Origin of the sequence: Streptomyces sp. NPDC001507 (genome assembly GCF_042894765.1) — a bacterium.
Lineage (GTDB): Bacteria > Actinomycetota > Actinomycetes > Streptomycetales > Streptomycetaceae > Streptomyces.
Genome location: NZ_JBIAVV010000002.1, coordinates 777,866 through 794,355 on the forward strand (window position 1 = coordinate 777,866; position 16,490 = coordinate 794,355).

Consider the following 16,490-nt stretch of genomic DNA (forward strand, 5'->3'; position numbering starts at 1 on the left):
GTGCACGCTCCTGTCGGATCACGGTTCGGACGGTGGGGAGAACCGATACTGCGAAGTGCGAGAGCACTGCGTTCCGTACAGGGGAGTGGTGGTCGGACAGGCGCGGCACGGTGGGAAGCGCTCGCGACCGACGGTGTTCTACTCCCGGCCCGGTGCGGCGTCAACCTTTCGCGCAAGTCACCCATGGAAAAGGGGAGTTGACGGCCCCCGCTCATCCCGGTCCGGAGGAGATCCACAAGGCGTGGACGAGGGCTGTTCCAACGGGCGGGTCCGGCAGGCCCCATGGCCCCGCAACGCCACGTCGGCGGGAGGGCACTCAGCCGTCCTGGGGCATGGCCGCCCGGAACTCCGCCAGCGTGGCGAAGTCGGCCTCCCGCAGCCCGATCCCGGGGTCGACGTGGTGCAGCAGGGCCGGGCCGGGGTGGTGGGCGCGGACGTACAGCGTGTCCGCCGGGCTCTGTTCGTCGTCCACCCAGGCGAACGGGCGCCCCGCGGCGAAGGCCACGATCGCCTCGGTCTTCCAGTGGACCCCGTCGGGCCGCTCCGCGAACAGGCCCCGGCCGAAGTCGACGTACGGCAACTCGGGGAGCCCCACGACGGGCGCGATCCAGCGGTTGGCCTCGGCCATCCAGGTGGTCGCCCAGCACAGCTCGTAGCCGAGGGCGAGCAGCGCCGGGCCGTGCGACGGATTCAGCCACACTCGCAGCGGGCGTCCCGGGCGGACGGTCGCCCGGATCGTCGTGTATCCCGCGGGGCGTCGCTCGGGCTGGGCGGCGTACGGGTTGAGGGGACCGTCGACGTCCAGGAACAGCAGGGGGCGGCTCACGGGGCCAACGTACGGCAGCGGGCGTGCCGGACACCGGTGAATGTTCTCGCGCCGCACAGGCATAGTGGCGCCGCTCCGCACGCGTCACCACGGGTACAGGGTCCGGACACCGGGCGGGCCCGGGGGAAGAGAAGGTGACGATGGATGCGGAACTGCAGGAGAGCTTCCGGGAGTTCGTGGACAGCCGGTCGTCGGCGCTGCTGAGGACCGCCGTGCTGCTGACCGGCGGCGACCGGCACGCGGCCGAGGACCTGCTGCAGAACGCCCTGATCAAGGCGGCCGGCCGCTGGCAGCGCATCGACGAGCCCGAGGCCTATGTGCGCCAGGTCCTCTACCGGCAGCAGATCAGCCGCTGGCGGCTGAAGTGGCGCCGCCGCGAACTCAGCGTCGCCGAACCACCGGAGAGCCCGCCGACGCTCGACACCGCGTCCGCCGCCGAGCTGCGGCTCGTGCTGCGTGCGGCCCTGTCCCGGCTCACCGACCGCCAGCGCACCGTCCTGGTTCTTCGCTACTTCGAGGACCTTCCGGAGGCCGACGTGGCACGGCTGCTCGGCTGCTCCGTCGGCACCGTACGGTCCACCACCCACCGCTCCCTGGCCCGGCTGCGCACCCTCGCGCCCGAACTCGCCGCCCTCGCCCCGGACACCGGCCCCGACCAGCCGCCGTCCCGTGACTACTCGCCCGTGGAGGTGCGGCCGTGAACGTCGAGGAACTCATGCGAGACGCGCTGCGCGAACAGGCGGCCGAACAGTCGCCGCTGCGGGCCGGGTTCGCCGACCGGGTGCTGGCGGTCCGCAGGCGCCGCCGGACCCGCCGGCTCGCCGGCGTCGCCGTGGCCACCGCGGCCGTGGTCGCCGTCGCGGTGGGCGTGCCGCTGCTCGACGGTGGCAGGCAGGACGTACGGCCCGCCGGAGTCCTCGACCCCGGCGAGACCCGTGCCCACCCCGACCAGTCGCCGCCCCGCGAACTGATCCAGGCGGGCGACGCCACCATGGCCGCCTACTACACCACCGCCAGCGTCAAGCAGACGGCCCGCGAGTACCGCACCACCCGCACCTACTGGCTGCTGGACCAGCGCACCGGACGCTACGAGAAGGACTCCCGCTGGTCGTACCTCGCCGTCGCCCCCGGCCTGAGGACCGCCGCCGTCCTGGAGCGGACCATCCCCGCCCGGCGGATCGGACTGCTCGACCTCACCACCGGCAAGCTGGCCCGCTGGATCCCGGTCGGGCAGGGGGTCGGCGGGCTCGCGTTCTCCCACGACGGCCGCAAACTGGTCGCGACGACCTACTCCGCCGACCCCGACGTGGTGACCAGGGCGCCGGGCGACACGACCGGCACCAGCTTCTCCATGCCCGGCACCATGCCGCGCACCGGCTTCTACGTCCTCGACGTGGCCTCCGGGAAAGGTCCGTGGCGCGAGATCGGCGGACCGCACGACAGCATGAACATGGCCGACATCAACATCCGCCAGGACTTCGCCCTCAGCCGTTCCGGCCAGTACGTCTGGTCCGGCCTGACCAGCGAACCCGGGGTGCAGTTCTACGACCTCCACGGCCACGAGGTCCCCGTGCCGGCCGACGAGCGGTACCTGAACTGGTTCGTCCAGGCGGGGCTGTCGCCGGACGGCAAACGGGCCGCCGGTGATTTCGCGGGCAGGACGATGAAGACGTCCTCCTGGATCACCGACCTCGGCACCGGCCGGAAGACCGAGGTGCACGGGCAGCAACTCCTCGCCTGGGCCGACAACGAGTCCCTCATCGCCTGGGACATCGACAAGGACGGCGGCAACGAGTTCCACAACCGGCTGGTCCTGGTCACCATCGGCAGCGACAAGATCGTTCCCCTCAGCGGCTTCCGCAAGGGCAACGACGCCGCCGCCGGCCGGTGGACACCGGTCTTCGCCGAGCGGCGCTGATCAGCCCGCCGCGAGCTCCTCGTACACCGCCCGCAGTCCGTCGGCCGTCTCCCGGCCGGCGGGCCGCAGCGGTGCCCGCGGCGGGCCCGCCGGCAGGCCGAGCGCGGTGAGCAGCGCCTTCGACGTGACCGTGCCCGGCAGGCCCGCGGCCGTCATCGCCTCGATCAACGGCACGGCCCGCAGCTGGAGTTCGGTCGCGCGGGCCGTGTCGCCCGCGTCGAACGCGTTCAGGATCGCGGCGACCTGGGACGGGACGACATTGGCCACCGTGCTCACACAGCCGGCCGCGCCCACCGCGTACAGCGCGAGGATGTGCTCGTCGCAGCCCGCGTAGTACGCCAGGTCCGTGCGCGCCAGCACCTTCTGGGTGCCGAGGAAGTCGTACGAGCAGTCCTTCACGGCCACGATCCGGGGGTGCGCGGCGAGCCGGACCAGTGTCTCCGGCTCGATCCGGGTGCCGGTGCGGCCCGGGATGTCGTACAGCATCACCGGCAGCCCGCTCGCCTCGGCCACCTGGAGGAAGTGCGCCTCCAGGGCGTCCTGCGGTGGCCTGCTGTAGTACGGCGACACCACCAGGACGCCGTCCGCGCCCGCCTTCTCGGCGGCGAGCGCGAGGTCGACGGTGTGCAGGGTGTCCGCGGTGCCCACGCCCGCCACCAGCGAGACCCGCTCGCCCACCGCCGCCCGCACCGCCCCGATCAGCTCCGCCTTCTCCGCGTCCGTCGTGGTCGGCGACTCGCCGGTGGTGCCGTTCAGCACCAGACCGTCGCAGCCCTGAGCCACCAGATGCGCGGCCAGCCGCCGGGCACCGTCGAGGTCGAGCGCGCCCGCTCCGGTGAAGGGGGTGACCATCGCGCAGAGGGTGCGGCCGAAGGGGCGGGGCGAACAAGAGGTGCCGTGTGGGTTCGTCATGGGGGTAGTCTCGGCACCACGACAGCGTAGCTCTACTTAATTTTTCTACCTGGTACGTCTTAGAAATGCTAAGGCGTCAGGTTGTGGCGTCCTGAGGCCCTGTGTCCAACTCGGCCCCTCATGGGCCACTATGGGCAGGACGGTCACCGACGGCAGGTCATGGGTCATGGGAGGCACCATGAAGCTGGGCAAGGCACTGGCCACCGGGGTCGCCGAGGAGCGGCCGCTCGTCAGCGACGACGTACCCGAGGTTCCCGAACTTCCCGAAGAGATCCACGAGCCCCAGGTCAGCTCCGTGTCCGAAGAGGCTCCGGCCGCCCGATGAGGCTGTGGCTCCCGGCGGAACGGCCGACGGAGCCGCCGGCCGGCTACAAGATCGCCCATCCGATGCTGTCCCAGGACGGTACGCGGGCCGGGTTCACCGGTGTGTCGCTGGGCGGCGCGCTGCCGTACGGAGTGCTGGACGACGCGTCCTGCGTCTACGGCCGACGGCATCGCCCGCCCGCGCGGCTGTGCGACTGCGGCTTCCACTGCGTGCACGAACGCGAGGTCGCCGAGGCCCTGTTGTGCACCGCCGAGCACCGGTCCGCCGTGCTGCTCGAAGTCTCCGTCCTCGGCGCCTACATCCGTTTCGAGCGCGGTTTCCGCTACGCCCGGCAACGCGTGCGGACCGCGACCGTCGGGCCGTGCGCCTGCGGTGCGCCGGCCGTCGCGTTCGCCGACTCGGGCTGGGGCAGGCCCGGTTGGCGGGCCCTTGCGGCCGCCTGTGCGGGCTGTGTACGCGCGCGTGCGTCCGTCTCGCTCGCCGGGTTCGCCCGGCTGGCGGGGCACGGGGTGCGGGTGATCGCCGCAGGTGCGGGGGCCGCCGGCGGCCGGGTGGCGGCGGAGGAAGGCCTCGGGGTGCCCGAACTGGTCGCGGAGGCCGCACTGTTGCACGCCCGCCTCGACTGGTTCCAGAGTCAGCTGGCCCGTCTGGGCGAACGGGGGGAGCAGGGCTGAGGGCGGCCGGACCGGGTACTCGGAGGGTCCGCAAGCAGAGCGGACGCCGACGAGACCAGGAGGGGCAGCACCGATGACGAAGAGGACCGCACGCGGAACGGGGGCCCGACTGACCGACACCGCCGGTGCGCTGGCGGCGAAGGCCGACCTCAAGGGCCGTACCCAGGCCCGCGCCGCCGACATCAAGGACCGGGCCGGCGCGCTGAGCGTACAGCTGCGCGAGGGAGCGGCCAGGGCCGGTCACCAGGCCCAGGGCCGGGCGATGAAGGGCGGCCACACGGCACAGGAGCAGATGACCAAGGCGCGCCACACGTTCCAGGAGCACGCGCTGCGGACCGGGCACGCCGTGCAGGAGCGGGCGGGACACGCCGGGCACCTGGCGACGGAGAAGGCCGCCGGGGCGGGGCACGCCGTCGAGGACCGGGTCGCACAGCCCGCGCGCATGGCCGTGCGGGCGCTCGTCCGGCTTCCCAGGCCGGTGCTGTTCGCGGGCGCCGCGACCGCCGTCGCGGTGGCGGTGGGCGCACTGCGCCGTCGCCGTCGCAGCTAAGCGGCCGGGGTGCGCCGGGGCCCGCCGGAGGGCCGCTCCACCGTCCCACCGAAAACTCCACCTCTGTGGACAAAAAAAGTTTTCGGTGAGACGGTGGAGCCATGCTGGACGTCACCGTGATCGAGGACCCCGAGGCGGCGGCCGTGTCGCTGGACCCGACAAGGGCCAGGCTGCTCGCCGAACTGGCCGAGGCGCCCGCGTCGGCCGCGATGCTGGCCGGCCGGGTCGGGCTGCCCCGGCAGAAGGTGAACTACCACCTGAAGACGCTGGAGCGGCACGGCCTGGTCGAGCTGGCCGGAGAGCGGCGCAAGGGCAACGTCAACGAACGGCTGATGCGCGCGACCGCCGCGTCGTACGTCATCTCGCCGGCCGCCCTGCCCGCCGTACAGCCGGACCCGGACCGCTTCCGCGACCAGCTCTCCGCGCGCTGGCTGCTCGCGCTCGGCGCGCGCCTGGTGCGCGACGTCGGCATGCTGATCAGCGGGGCCGCCAAGGCCCGCAAGCGGCTCGCGACCTACGCGCTGGACGGCGAGGTCCGCTTCGCCTCCGCCGCCGACCGCGCGGCCTTCGTGCAGGAGCTGACGGCGGGCGTGAGCGCGCTCATCCGCAAGTACGACGCGCCCGGCACGGAGGGCGGCCGGGACCACCGGATCGTGGTCGCCGTCCATCCCACGGTCAAGGACCGGCCCACCCCCGAGCTGGAACAGTAGGCGGCAGGAGCCCCATCATGTCCAAGGAATTCGAGATCGCCCGCGAGTTCGAGGTCGACGCCACGCCCGCGGAGGTGTGGGAGGCGATCACCAACGGCACCGGCGGCTATCTGTGGCCGATGCAGCCGCCCGAGCCCCGGGTGGGCGGCACGGCGGCCTTCGGCTCCACCGTCACCGCCTACGACCCGCCGCACCACCTGGTTGTCCGCAGCGAGGACGTCGGCTTCCCGACGCAGAGCGCCAACCAGCTGGAGCACGTCATCGAGGAGCGTGACGACGGCCGCCGTGCCTGGGTGCGCTACGTGCACAGCGGGATCTTCACCGACGACTGGGACAACCAGTACGACGGCGCGAGCCGGCACACCGACTTCTACCTGCACACTTTGCGCGAGTACCTCACCCACTTCGCGCCCCGCCCGGTGAGCTTCGCCCAGCTGAACGGGCCGGAGGCGTCCCAGGCGCCGGACGCCTTCGTCGCCGTGGGCCGCGCCCTCGGCCTGCCGGACGACCTGTCCGCGGGCGCGAAGGCGAGCGTCCACGGGCCCGGCGGGCGGGTCCTGGAAGCGGTGGTCGACTACCGCGACCCGTACTTCGTCGGACTGCGCACCGAGGACGCCCTGATCCGGTTCTTCGGGCGCAACCACTGGGGCGCCCCCGTCGGCATCAGCGTCCACGACTTCGCGCCGGACGCCGACGCCGAGGCGAACGAGACCGCCTGGCAGGACTGGCTGGACGGGGTGTTCAGCCGGTCCTGAACCACGGCCGGCCGCTTACGGGCGGAAGCGCAGCACCTGCGGGTCGTGGTCGCTGATCTGGTCGTGGAACTCCGAGTTGATGTGCACGCTGTCGTACTCGAAGTCGCCCTTGCCGCGGATCTGCTTGCTGATCAGGATCTGGTCCAGGACCTGCTCGTTGCCCTGGTAGTCGTAGGTGTAGCGCTCCTTCGTCGGCAGCGACTGGATCGCCGACCAGAGCGCGCCGTGGCTCTCCAGGATCTTGGTGGTGCCGGAGAAGTCGAAGTCGTTCATGTCGCCGAGCGCGATGACCTCGGCGTCCTTCTGGACGTCGAGGATGCTCCGCACGAACGCGTTGACCAGCGTCGCCTGCGCGTGGCGCTGAGTCTCCGAGCTGCGCACCACCGGCTGGTACTGCGAGGTCAGCCCCTGGTCGCCGCCCTTGGAGTTGAGGTGGTTGGCGATCACGAAGACCGTCCTGCCCTGGAAGACGAACTCACCGGCGAGCGGCTTGCGGCTGGTCGTCCAGGCGGAGTTCGCCGGGTCGACGCGGCCGGGGGAGGCCGTCAGCTGGGCTTTGCCCTGCACCTTGGTGACGCCCACCGCGGTGGTGGAGTCGCCGCCCGCGCGGTCGACGAAGGAGACCCGCGCCGGGTTGAACAGGAAGACCTGGCGGATGTTGCCGCCGGGCTCGCCGCCGTCCTGGTCGTTGACCGGGTTGACGGAACGCCACTGGTACTTCGGGCCGCCGGCCGCGACGATCGCGTCGATCAGCTTGTTGACCGTCACGTCGGCGGCGACCGTGCCGTCGTCCGTCGCGCCGTTGTTGTCCTGGATCTCCTCCAGGGACACGATGTCGGGCGACTGGAGGTTGTTCACGATCGCGGCGGCGTGCGCGGCGAAGGTGCCGTCCGAGGGGTCGAGGTTCTCGACGTTGTAGGTCGCCACCGCCAGCTCGCCGTGCGACTGCTTCTTCGTCGTCTCGCGCTGCAGGCCGCCGCTCTTCAGGGTGCCCAGCGTGCTCGCGACGAGGGTGTAGCCGCCGTACTGGTTGTAGTCCAGCGGGCCGGTCGTGGCGCCGGTCAGGGTGTCGCCGACGTTCGCCGCCGGGAAGCCGGCGGTCGCCCCGAGGGACTGGATCTGCAGGCGGCCGGTGTTCTGGTCGCGGTAGGTGCGGTAGAGCGAGCCGCCGCGGTTGGTGCGGTTCTCGTGCGGCTTCACCGTGACCCACAGCTCGGCGTACGGGTCGGTGGCGGTGATCACGCGGGCGTCCTCGACCTGGACGTTCATGCCCTCAAGGGACTCGTAGTAGTCCAGGGCGTACTTCTTCGGCTGCAGCGTCAGGCCGTTGATCGAATTGCTCGCGGCCGTGTCACCCGTGGGGGTGTACGCGCTCGGCACCGACTTCTTGTCGATCACGACCGGCGCCGGGACCGCGTTGCCGGTGGAGACGGTGGTGACCGTCGGCTTGGTGATCTCGGTCACCGACTGGTTGCCGGTCGAGGCGCCGCCCGGCACGTACTCGGAGACCGTGCCGGTGACCGTGACGGCGTCGCCGACCGCGACCTTCGGGGTGGAGCTGGTGAAGACGAAGACGCCCTCGCTGGTGGCCGGGTTGCTGTCCGGCGTCGGATCCTGGAGCCAGAAACCTCTGGAGGAGCCGTAGGTGCGCGTGGCCGTGACGATGCCGGGGACGTCCGTCACCTTCTGGCCGGCGTACGGCGAGGTACGCGTGGTGCCCTGGACGTCGTGGATGCGCAGTCCGTCGGCCTGGGCGGGCGAGGTGAGGGCGACGGTGGACGCCGCGCTGCAGACGGCGGCGACGGTGAGCGCGGCGAGACGCGCGGAAGACCTGCTCGGCAAGGGAATCCCTCCGGGGACATACGGAAGCGCCGGGACGAGGGCGTTTTCATGGAGCGTTCATGACACGTCCATGAACGCCATGTGACATGGATATGACACGCGCAGACACCGAGTGAACAGTTGTCCCCCCGTTTTCTACGCGCGTCAATCTCCTGCCTGGCCACGGCAGTTGTCAAGGTTTCAGCCATGCACGCGACCGGTCGGGGAGATGAACCGGGCGGCATGGGTGGAAATCCGTCTAGGCTGAGCGGCTGAGCCGTACGGCGTCCAGGTGCTCGTGCGGCCGTCGATACGGTGTCCATGTCGCCGTACGACCGTTGAGGCGTCCGAGGAGAACCAGCCGATGTCTGACAGCGCCCCCCTGCCCCCGGTGCGGTTGCGTTCCGAAGCGGAGCTGGCGCACGCCGCGTTGTCCACGCCGCTGCTCACCCGGGCCGCCCGGCTCGCCCGCTGGGCCGGGCCCGACACCCGCGTGGACGCGGGCGGCGAACTGGTCGAGGAGCAGCTCCCGGCCGCCGCCGAGGCGCTCGGACTCACCGGGGAGGACGCCGCCGCCTACGCCGGTGAGGCCTGGCGGGTCGCCGTGGACGCCGGGCTCGTCGAGATCGCCGACGAGGAGGCCGGGACGGTGGCGGCGGGGGAGGAGCTGGCGCTGCTCACCGGGGGCTCGCCGCACGACGTCCTCGCGGTGTGGCAGGCCGCGCTGGAGACCGTCATCGCCGACGCGAGCGTGCCCGACCTGGACGGAATTGTCGACGCGCTCGACGAGGGCGGCGAGGTCGATTTCTCGTCACTCGGCTGGGACCCCGAGGCCGAGGCGGACTTCCTCGACGGCGTCCTCGGCAACCTGTACCTGCTGACCGTGAGCGAGGGCGGCCCCGGCGAGGCGCCGGTGCCGCTGCCCGCGCTCGCCGCGTCGATGATCGTGCCCAGCGACATGGGGGAGCCGAGCAACGACGTCCTCGAACAGGTCTCCGACGCGATGATGCGGCTCGACGACCAGTTCAGGCTGCTCGAGCCGGTCGGGCTCGTCGAGTACCAGCCGGTCGACGAGGCGCTGATGGCCGACGCGGAGGAGGAACCGGCGGCGGGGCCGGTCGACGAGGCCGACGTCTCCCGGTACGGCATGGTGCGGCTCACTCCGCTCGGCGCGTACGGGCTGCGGGCGCGGCTGCTGGAGGCCGGCTTCGAGGCGCCGGCGGTCGGGGAGCTCGCCGACAAGGGCGCGGACGCGCTGCTCGACGGCACGGCCGCGTTTCCGCAGGGGGCCGCGCAGGCCGAGACCGAGCAGTGGCTGGCCCGCCGGGAGTCCCTGGCGGCGGCCCGTGAGCTGCTGGCCGCCGCGCGCGGTGCGGACGCGGGCGCCCCGCTGCGGCGGCTGCGGTGCCAGCAGGCGCTGTCCCTGCTCGGTGCCGAGGCCGAGCCCGCGCTCCGCGAGGTCCTCGACGACCCCGAGCTGGGCGGCCTGGCGAGGGTCTGGCTGGCCGAACGCGGCGCCGCCGACGTGCCGGCGCCCTCCCAGGACATGATCTTCTGGCTCACCATCGACACGGTGGCCGCGCAGCTGGCCGCCGAAGGGAACTCCGAGGAGCTCCAGGCGCTGGTCGAGGGGCTGGCCCAGCAGCACAGCGGCTTCTTCGCCGAGGCGTGGCGGGTGGGGCACCCGGACACGGCCGACGTCCTGGAGGCCATGGGCCGGCTCCACCCCGACAAGAAGGTGGCCAAGGAGGCCCGCAAGGCGGCGTTCAAGGCGCGGTCGCAGCACGGGGGGTAGGGGACGACGGGGTGGGGTGCGCGGAGCTTGGCACCGCCGGGCACCGCGCTTCGGGCTGGGCGCCGTTGCGGCGGGAAAGAATGAAAGCGCTGTCGCGGCGGGCGTGAAGCGGCGGCGAAGGAGTGTGTGTCGGGCGGAAGTTCAGGCCCGGGGCCGGTGGTCCCCGATGGAGGAGTCCCTTCCGCGGCTGGCGGAAATCGTGGCCCTCAGTGGGGTGCTCTTGGGGCGGGCTTTTGGGTGACGTGGGGCGAGGATTACGGATTCATGGAACAGACGGCCGTGATGTCGCCCTGTGTTCAGCCGGAGTTCAAGGACGGACGGGAGCGTGTGCGCCGAGTTGAGGTCCGCCACCCTCCACGGCACTCCGACCGTCACAGGAGACACCATGTCGCTCACCCGCAGGGACTTCACAAGGAAATCCGCGATCACCGGTGCCGGTGTCGCGCTGGCGGGCAGCGTCGGCGCGCTGGCCACCGCTCCGAACGCCCTCGCCGCCACCGAGACAGAGACCGAGACGGCCGGGACGGCGCACGGGCACGGCGGCGTCGGCTACGGGCCGCTGCTCCCCGACCCGGACGGCATCCTCGCGCTCCCCGCCGGCTTCAGGTACCGCGTCATCACGTACAGCGGCAGGACCAAGCTGGAGTCGGGTGAGTTCACCCCCTCCAACCACGACGGCACGTCCACCTTCGACGGCCCGCGCGGCGCCACCCTCCTCGTCAACAACCACGAGCTGGCAGGACCCCGCGCCAACTGGGAGTACCCGGTCCCGCTCACCGAGGGCCTCGTCTACGACCCGGCCGCCGCCGGTGGCTGCACGGTCGTCGAGGTCCGCCCCGGCGGGCACGTCGCCGAGTGGGTCGGCATCGCCGGCACCGCCACCAACTGCGCGGGCGGCAACACCCCGTGGGGCACCTGGCTCACTTGCGAGGAGACCGAGGACAAGACCGGCACCAACGGCTTCACCAAGGACCACGGCTACGTCTTCGAGGTCGACCCCGAGGACCGCCGGGCCAACCGGAACCCCGAGCCGATCAAGGCGCTCGGCCGTTACGCCCACGAGGCCGTCGTCGTCGACCCCAAGCGCGGCCACCTGTACCTGACGGAGGACGCGTCCAACCCGAACGGCCTGCTCTACCGCTGGACCCCGCCCGAGCACTTCCACCACGGGCGCGGCAGACTGCGCACTCTCGCCGACGACGCCGGCACCCTCCAGGCGTTCAGGTGCTTCGACTCCGGCGGCCAGTTCGTCGACGACCTCTCCCGCGCGACGAAGATCGGCACGGTCTACGGCGTCGACTGGACCGACGTCCCGGACCGCGACGCGAAGACCACCTCCGTCCGCAAGCAGTTCACCGCCGGCCAGGTCACCCGCGCCCGCAAGCTGGAGGGCATGTGGTGGGGCGACGGCGGCGTGTACATCGTCTCCTCGTACGCCCGCGCGGAAAGCCCCGTCCAGCACGACGGCTCGGTGTGGTTCTACGACCCCAAGCGCCGCACCCTCACCCTCAGGGTCCGCATCGGCGTCAACCCGGACCCGTCCGTGGAGGGCAACTTCGACGGCCCGGACAACATCACCGTCTCCCCGTACGGCGGCCTGGTCATCGCCGAGGACGGCGAGGGCCTCCAGCACCTGTTCGGCGCCACCGACAGCGGCCGCACCTACCCGATCGCCCGCAACGAACTGAACATCGGCACCGAAGAGGAGCCCGAATACAGCGAGTTCACCGGCGTCACCTTCTCGCCCGACGGCCGGACCCTCTACGCCAACATCCAGACCCCGGGCATCATGCTCGCCATCACCGGGCCCTGGAAGCGCCAGCAGCGCTGAAGCCGTCTCTTCACTCGAACGAATGGCCCTGACTCGATTCGCTGAGCGCATCCCCGTCTCGGAATAGCGTTTGTGTCTCGCGCCGATTGTTGGCCGAGGCGAGGGGTGGTTCTGGACAGGAAGGTGCGGGGAGGCGTGGCCGAGGGTTCTCGGGGCCGGAGCGAAGAACATCGCGGCCGGCTCCGCCACGACGCCCGAGACCCTCGCCGCCCCCTCGCACCCCTGGGCCTCGGGCGAGCACGAATCAGACGTCATCCCACAGCAAAAGCTCTGGTCGAGAGCCCTGTACAGCCCTCGGCCGACGCCGCTACGTTGACGAACGGAATCGGGCTCGTCGACGCGTTGGTGGCTGGGTGACGCGTCTCCTCAACGTGCCCGATGGAGACGTCAGTGCTGTACCGCTCCCTGCTGCGTGTTGCAGGTGTCGGCTTCTTCCCTTTGGGATTCTTCGCCCGCCTTCCCTACGCGACCTCGGCCCTCTCGACTCTCATCCTGCTCCAGGCAACGACCGACAGCTACGCCGTCGCCGGCCTCGCCGGCGCGACTCAGAGTATTGCCATCGCCATCGGCGGCCCTCTGGTCGGAGCCCTTGCGGATCGCTACGGCCACCGGCCCGTCGGCGTCGCCACCGCGCTCGCCAACTCTGTTGCCTGGGCCGCCCTGCTGGCCACGAGCCATGACACACGGGAGAGCATGGTCGCGGCGGCCACTCTCGTGGGCCTGACACAGCCTCAGGTCGGCCCCCTCGTACGCGTGCACTGGTCCCGTCTGATGCGGTCGCACGACACACTCCACTTGTTGCCTGTGGCACTGTCCTATGAGGCATCCGCCGACGAGATGAGCTTCGTCGCCGGACCCGCGCTCGTCGGAATGCTGGCCGCAATCAACCCCCTCGCTCCCGCCGTGGTAACCATGTCCCTGATCGCAGCAAGCACTCTCCCCTTCGCCTTGCTCTACGCCCACCGCACCATGCAGCGACACTCTTCGGAAGAGCACGGGAAGCCGCACCTGCCGCTTCGCCCCCTGGCGGTCATGTTCCTGGCGATGGTTGTGATGGGGGCGGTCTTCGGCGCGGTCCAGACGGCCGTCACCGTGTACGCCGACCTGATCGACAGCCCCGGTGCCTCGGGACTCTTGTACGCCGAGTTCGGCATCGGCAGTGCCCTGGCCGGGGTCGCCTGCGCTTGGCTCCCACTCGGGTTCTCCCTACGTGCCCGCTACGTCACCTTCGCCACGGCGCTCTTCGTCGGCATGCTGATCCTCTTCATCGGGGCCCAGCTGGTGTCCCTGCCGGTCGCTGTCGCGCTGGCGAGCTTCACCGTCGCGCCCTACATGATCAGCCTCTACGCATTGACCGAACGACTGGCCCCCGCTGAACGGGCTACGACCGCCATGACCATCCTGTGCGCCGGCGGCCCCCTCGGGACGGCCGCCGGACAGGCGGTCTCCGGCGGCCTCGCGGAATCTCGCGGCGTCGAAGGCGCCCTCCTGGTCGCTCTCGTCGTGGCAGCCGGTGCACTCCTGCTCGCGCTCTGGGCGTTCCTGGCCGACCGGGACCGCAACATCTGGATCATCGACCGCGTACCGGCGGCGACCCAGGTGCCCCGAGAACCTGATTCATGAGACAACCCTTCTGGAGCGGGGCGCTTTGCCTCTGACTGTGTCGTGCCCGGGTTGGTGATGTCCGCGGTCCTGCAAGGAAACCGCCTGTCGGCGCACCCTTGCCAGCCTCCGTGATTGATATCTAACATTTCAGTTCATGGAGGCCCTACAGCCCGTCCCCCGCACCCTGCTCCGCGACCGTGCCTGCACCGCGATCCGGGACGCCATCGTCGCCGGGGAGATCGAACCGGGCACGGTGGTGCGCGACGCCGAGTTCGCGGAGCGGCTCGGGCTGTCCCGGGCGCCCGTGCGGGAGGCGTTCGCGCGGCTCGTCGACGAGGGGCTCCTGGAGAGCAAGCCGCAGAGCTATACCCGGGTCACTGCGGTCGTGGCCGCCGACGTACGGGACGCGGCGGCCGTGGTCGGCGCCATGCACGAACTGGTCACCCGGGCCGCCGTACCCCGGATGCGGGACACCGACCTGGAACTGATGCGGGCGTCCAACGTCCGCTTCGCCGCCGCCGTGCGGGCCGGTGACGTGGCCGGGGCCCTGCGCGCCGACGACGAGTTGCACGACGTCCTGGTGCGGGTGGCCGGCAACCGCGCGGCCGCCGCCACCGTCGCCCGCTACACCCCGCTCATCCGCCGCCTGGAACGCCGCCGCTTCGGCGAGGGCGGCTCCTGCCGCTCGGCCGGACTGCACGACCGGCTGATCGCGGCCTGCGCCGCGGGTGACACGGAGTCGGCGGTCCGTGTCACGGCGGACATCTGGCGCAGCCTCGCAGACCTGGCCGACCCCGACTGACCCCAGGAGCTCCCATGTCCCTCTCCTCCTACGACCGTTACCCCCTCCTCTTCGGTCCCTCGCCCGTGCACCCCCTGGAGCGCCTCACCGCCCACCTCGGCGGTGCCAGGCTGTGGGCCAAGCGGGAGGACTGCAACTCCGGGATCGCGTACGGCGGGAACAAGACGCGCAAGCTGGAGTACCTGGTCGCGGACGCGCTCGCCAAGGGCTGCGACACCCTGGTCTCCATCGGCGGGGTGCAGTCCAACCACACCCGCCAGGTCGCCGCGGTCGCCGCCCGCGCCGGGCTCAAGTGCGTGCTGGTGCAGGAGAGCTGGGTGGAGTGGCCGGACTCGGTGTACGACAAGGTCGGCAACATCCTCATCAGCAGGCTGGCAGGCGCCGACGTCCGCCTGGTCCGCGCCGGGTTCGGCATCGGCTTCAAGGAGAGCTGGGAGCTGGCGCTGCGCGAGGTCGAGGAGTCCGGCGGCAGGCCGTACGCCATCCCGGCCGGCGCCTCCGACCACCCGCTCGGCGGCCTCGGCTTCGCGGGCTGGGCGTACGAGGTCGCGGAGCAGGAGCAGCAGTTGGGCGTCTTCTTCGACACGGTGATCGTCTGCTCGGTGACCGGGTCCACGCAGGCCGGGATGGTCGCGGGGTTCGCCGCGCTGGAAGAGGCGGGCGGCCGCGAACGCCGGGTCATCGGCATCGACGCCTCGGCCAAGCCCGCCGAGACCCGCGAACAGGTGGCGCGCATCGCCCACCGGACCGGACAACTGATCGGACTGAAGCGGGAACTGACCACCGAGGACGTCGAGTTGGACGAGCGCTACCACGCAGGCGTCTACGGCATCCCGGACGACGCCACCCTGGAGGCGATGCGCCTGGCCGCCCGCACGGAGGGCATGGTGACGGACCCGGTGTACGAGGGCAAGTCGATGGCGGGGATGATCGACCTGGTCGAACGCCGCGAGATCGGCGACGACTCCACCGTGCTCTACGCCCACCTGGGCGGGCAGCCGGCGCTGAACGCGTACAGTGCGCTCTTCTAGGAGAGTGCCTTCAGGGCTGTTCCGGTAGCGGGCGAGCGAGAACCTACTTGGCGAGGAACGACAGCAGCGCGGCGTTCACCTCTTCGGCGTGCGTCCACAACAGGCCGTGCGGGGCGCCCTCGATCTCCACGTACTCGGCCGACGGCAGCAGCGCGTGGAACGGCCGCCCGGTCGCATCGATCGGCAGGATGCGATCCCCGGTGCCGTGCAGGATCAGCGCCGGGACGTCGACCTTCGCCACGTCGGCGCGGAAGTCGGTGATCCACGTCGGCACGCAGGCCGCGGACGCGTGGGCGGAGGCGCCGGCCGCCACGTTCCAGCTGTTGCGGACGGCCTCCTCGCTGATCCGGCTGCCCAGCGTCTCGTCGAGGTTGTAGAAGTCCTGGTAGAACGCGGTGAAGTAGGCGTACCGGTCCTTGCTGACCGCGTCCAGGATGCCGTCGAAGACCGCCTGGTCCACACCGGTCGGGTTGTCGTCGGTCTTGAGCAGGAAGGGCTCGAGCGAGGCCAGGAAGACCGCCTTGGCGACCCGGCCGGAGCCGTACCTGCCCAGGTAGCGGCCCACTTCGCCGGTTCCCATCGAGAAGCCGACCAGGACCGCGTCCGTGAGATCGAGCGTGGTGAGCACCTTGTCGAGGTCGGCGGCGAAGGTGTCGTAGTCGTAGCCGGTGGTCGGCTGGGAGGAGCGGCCGAAGCCCCGGCGGTCGTAGGTGACGACGCGGTGGCCGGCCCCCAGCAGGACCGGAAGCTGCTTCTCCCAGGAGTGTCCGTCGAGCGGGTACCCGTGGATCAGCACGATGGGCTGTCCGGTTCCGTGGTCCTCGTAGTAGAGCTCGATCGGTGCGCTGTTCTCTTCGCCAACGGTGATGTAAGGCATTGCGGTTCGGCCTTTCTCGGGTTCGGGCGTCCAGCACACCAGTTGTGCGGGACCGCTG

16 protein-coding genes are annotated in these 16,490 nt (G+C 71.3%); 12 read left to right on the forward strand and 4 right to left on the reverse strand.

The features are described from left to right. Positions 1-316: 316 nt before the first annotated feature. Positions 317-826, reverse strand: coding sequence for a hypothetical protein (locus tag ACFY0K_RS09665; RefSeq protein ID WP_390639338.1), 510 nt, complete (start codon positions 824-826; stop codon positions 317-319). A 140-nt stretch (positions 827-966) separates the two neighbouring features. On the opposite strand from ACFY0K_RS09665, the gene ACFY0K_RS09670 reads away from it, so the two are divergent. Both ACFY0K_RS09670 and ACFY0K_RS09675 read left to right on the forward strand, forming a co-directional pair. After that, positions 967-1,527 carry a SigE family RNA polymerase sigma factor gene (locus ACFY0K_RS09670; RefSeq protein WP_390639339.1) on the forward strand — a complete coding sequence of 187 codons (561 nt, stop codon included), beginning with the start codon at positions 967-969 and terminating at the stop codon, positions 1,525-1,527. Then, complete coding sequence (locus ACFY0K_RS09675) at positions 1,524-2,744, forward strand: WD40 repeat domain-containing protein (protein ID WP_390639340.1); 1,221 nt, start codon at positions 1,524-1,526, stop codon at positions 2,742-2,744. The genes ACFY0K_RS09670 and ACFY0K_RS09675 overlap by 4 nt, the downstream gene beginning before the upstream one ends. Here the strand turns inward: ACFY0K_RS09675 and dapA are convergent, their stop codons facing one another. Next, the gene (gene dapA / locus ACFY0K_RS09680; protein ID WP_390639341.1) at positions 2,745-3,656 is read right to left on the reverse strand and encodes a 4-hydroxy-tetrahydrodipicolinate synthase; all 912 of its coding nucleotides are present in this window, start codon (positions 3,654-3,656) and stop codon (positions 2,745-2,747) included. A 166-nt stretch (positions 3,657-3,822) separates the two neighbouring features. Here dapA and ACFY0K_RS09685 point away from each other — a divergent pair, with 166 nt between their 5' ends. The 5 genes from ACFY0K_RS09685 (at position 3,823) to ACFY0K_RS09705 (ending at position 6,670) form a co-directional block, all read left to right on the forward strand. Further along, positions 3,823-3,981: a hypothetical protein gene (locus tag ACFY0K_RS09685; protein ID WP_390639342.1), complete on the forward strand. Its 159-nt coding sequence runs from the start codon at positions 3,823-3,825 to the stop codon at positions 3,979-3,981. Beyond that, complete coding sequence (locus ACFY0K_RS09690) at positions 3,978-4,655, forward strand: hypothetical protein (RefSeq protein WP_390639343.1); 678 nt, start codon at positions 3,978-3,980, stop codon at positions 4,653-4,655. The genes ACFY0K_RS09685 and ACFY0K_RS09690 overlap by 4 nt, the downstream gene beginning before the upstream one ends. Positions 4,656-4,728: 73 nt before the next feature. Beyond that, positions 4,729-5,205 (forward strand): hypothetical protein, encoded by a 477-nt coding sequence (locus ACFY0K_RS09695; RefSeq protein WP_390639344.1) that lies wholly within the window; start codon positions 4,729-4,731, stop codon positions 5,203-5,205. Positions 5,206-5,306: 101 nt separating this feature from the next. Further along, on the forward strand, positions 5,307-5,915 hold the full coding sequence (locus ACFY0K_RS09700) for an ArsR/SmtB family transcription factor (protein WP_390639345.1): 609 nt from the start codon (positions 5,307-5,309) through the stop codon (positions 5,913-5,915). 17 nt (positions 5,916-5,932) lie between these two features. Then, positions 5,933-6,670: an SRPBCC domain-containing protein gene (locus ACFY0K_RS09705; protein WP_390639346.1), complete on the forward strand. Its 738-nt coding sequence runs from the start codon at positions 5,933-5,935 to the stop codon at positions 6,668-6,670. Positions 6,671-6,685: 15 nt separating this feature from the next. On the opposite strand, the gene ACFY0K_RS09710 is transcribed toward ACFY0K_RS09705, so the two are convergent. After that, the gene (locus ACFY0K_RS09710) at positions 6,686-8,512 is read right to left on the reverse strand and encodes an endonuclease/exonuclease/phosphatase family protein (protein WP_390639347.1); all 1,827 of its coding nucleotides are present in this window, start codon (positions 8,510-8,512) and stop codon (positions 6,686-6,688) included. A gap of 343 nt (positions 8,513-8,855) precedes the next feature. Between ACFY0K_RS09710 and ACFY0K_RS09715 the strand changes: the two genes are divergently transcribed. From ACFY0K_RS09715 to ACFY0K_RS09735, 5 genes are all read left to right on the forward strand, one after another. Next, complete coding sequence (locus tag ACFY0K_RS09715; RefSeq protein WP_390639348.1) at positions 8,856-10,286, forward strand: hypothetical protein; 1,431 nt, start codon at positions 8,856-8,858, stop codon at positions 10,284-10,286. Between the two features lie 385 nt (positions 10,287-10,671). Then, positions 10,672-12,117 carry an alkaline phosphatase PhoX gene (locus ACFY0K_RS09720; RefSeq protein ID WP_390639349.1) on the forward strand — a complete coding sequence of 482 codons (1,446 nt, stop codon included), beginning with the start codon at positions 10,672-10,674 and terminating at the stop codon, positions 12,115-12,117. Positions 12,118-12,507: 390 nt separating this feature from the next. Further along, positions 12,508-13,740 (forward strand): MFS transporter, encoded by a 1,233-nt coding sequence (locus ACFY0K_RS09725; RefSeq protein ID WP_390639350.1) that lies wholly within the window; start codon positions 12,508-12,510, stop codon positions 13,738-13,740. Positions 13,741-13,876: 136 nt separating this feature from the next. Next, positions 13,877-14,524, forward strand: a complete 648-nt coding sequence (locus tag ACFY0K_RS09730; RefSeq protein WP_390639352.1) for a GntR family transcriptional regulator — start codon at positions 13,877-13,879, stop codon at positions 14,522-14,524. Positions 14,525-14,538: 14 nt separating this feature from the next. After that, on the forward strand, positions 14,539-15,555 hold the full coding sequence (locus ACFY0K_RS09735; RefSeq protein WP_390639353.1) for a 1-aminocyclopropane-1-carboxylate deaminase: 1,017 nt from the start codon (positions 14,539-14,541) through the stop codon (positions 15,553-15,555). 43 nt (positions 15,556-15,598) lie between these two features. Here the strand turns inward: ACFY0K_RS09735 and ACFY0K_RS09740 are convergent, their stop codons facing one another. Next, complete coding sequence (locus ACFY0K_RS09740) at positions 15,599-16,432, reverse strand: alpha/beta fold hydrolase (protein WP_390639354.1); 834 nt, start codon at positions 16,430-16,432, stop codon at positions 15,599-15,601. Positions 16,433-16,490: the final 58 nt, after the last annotated feature.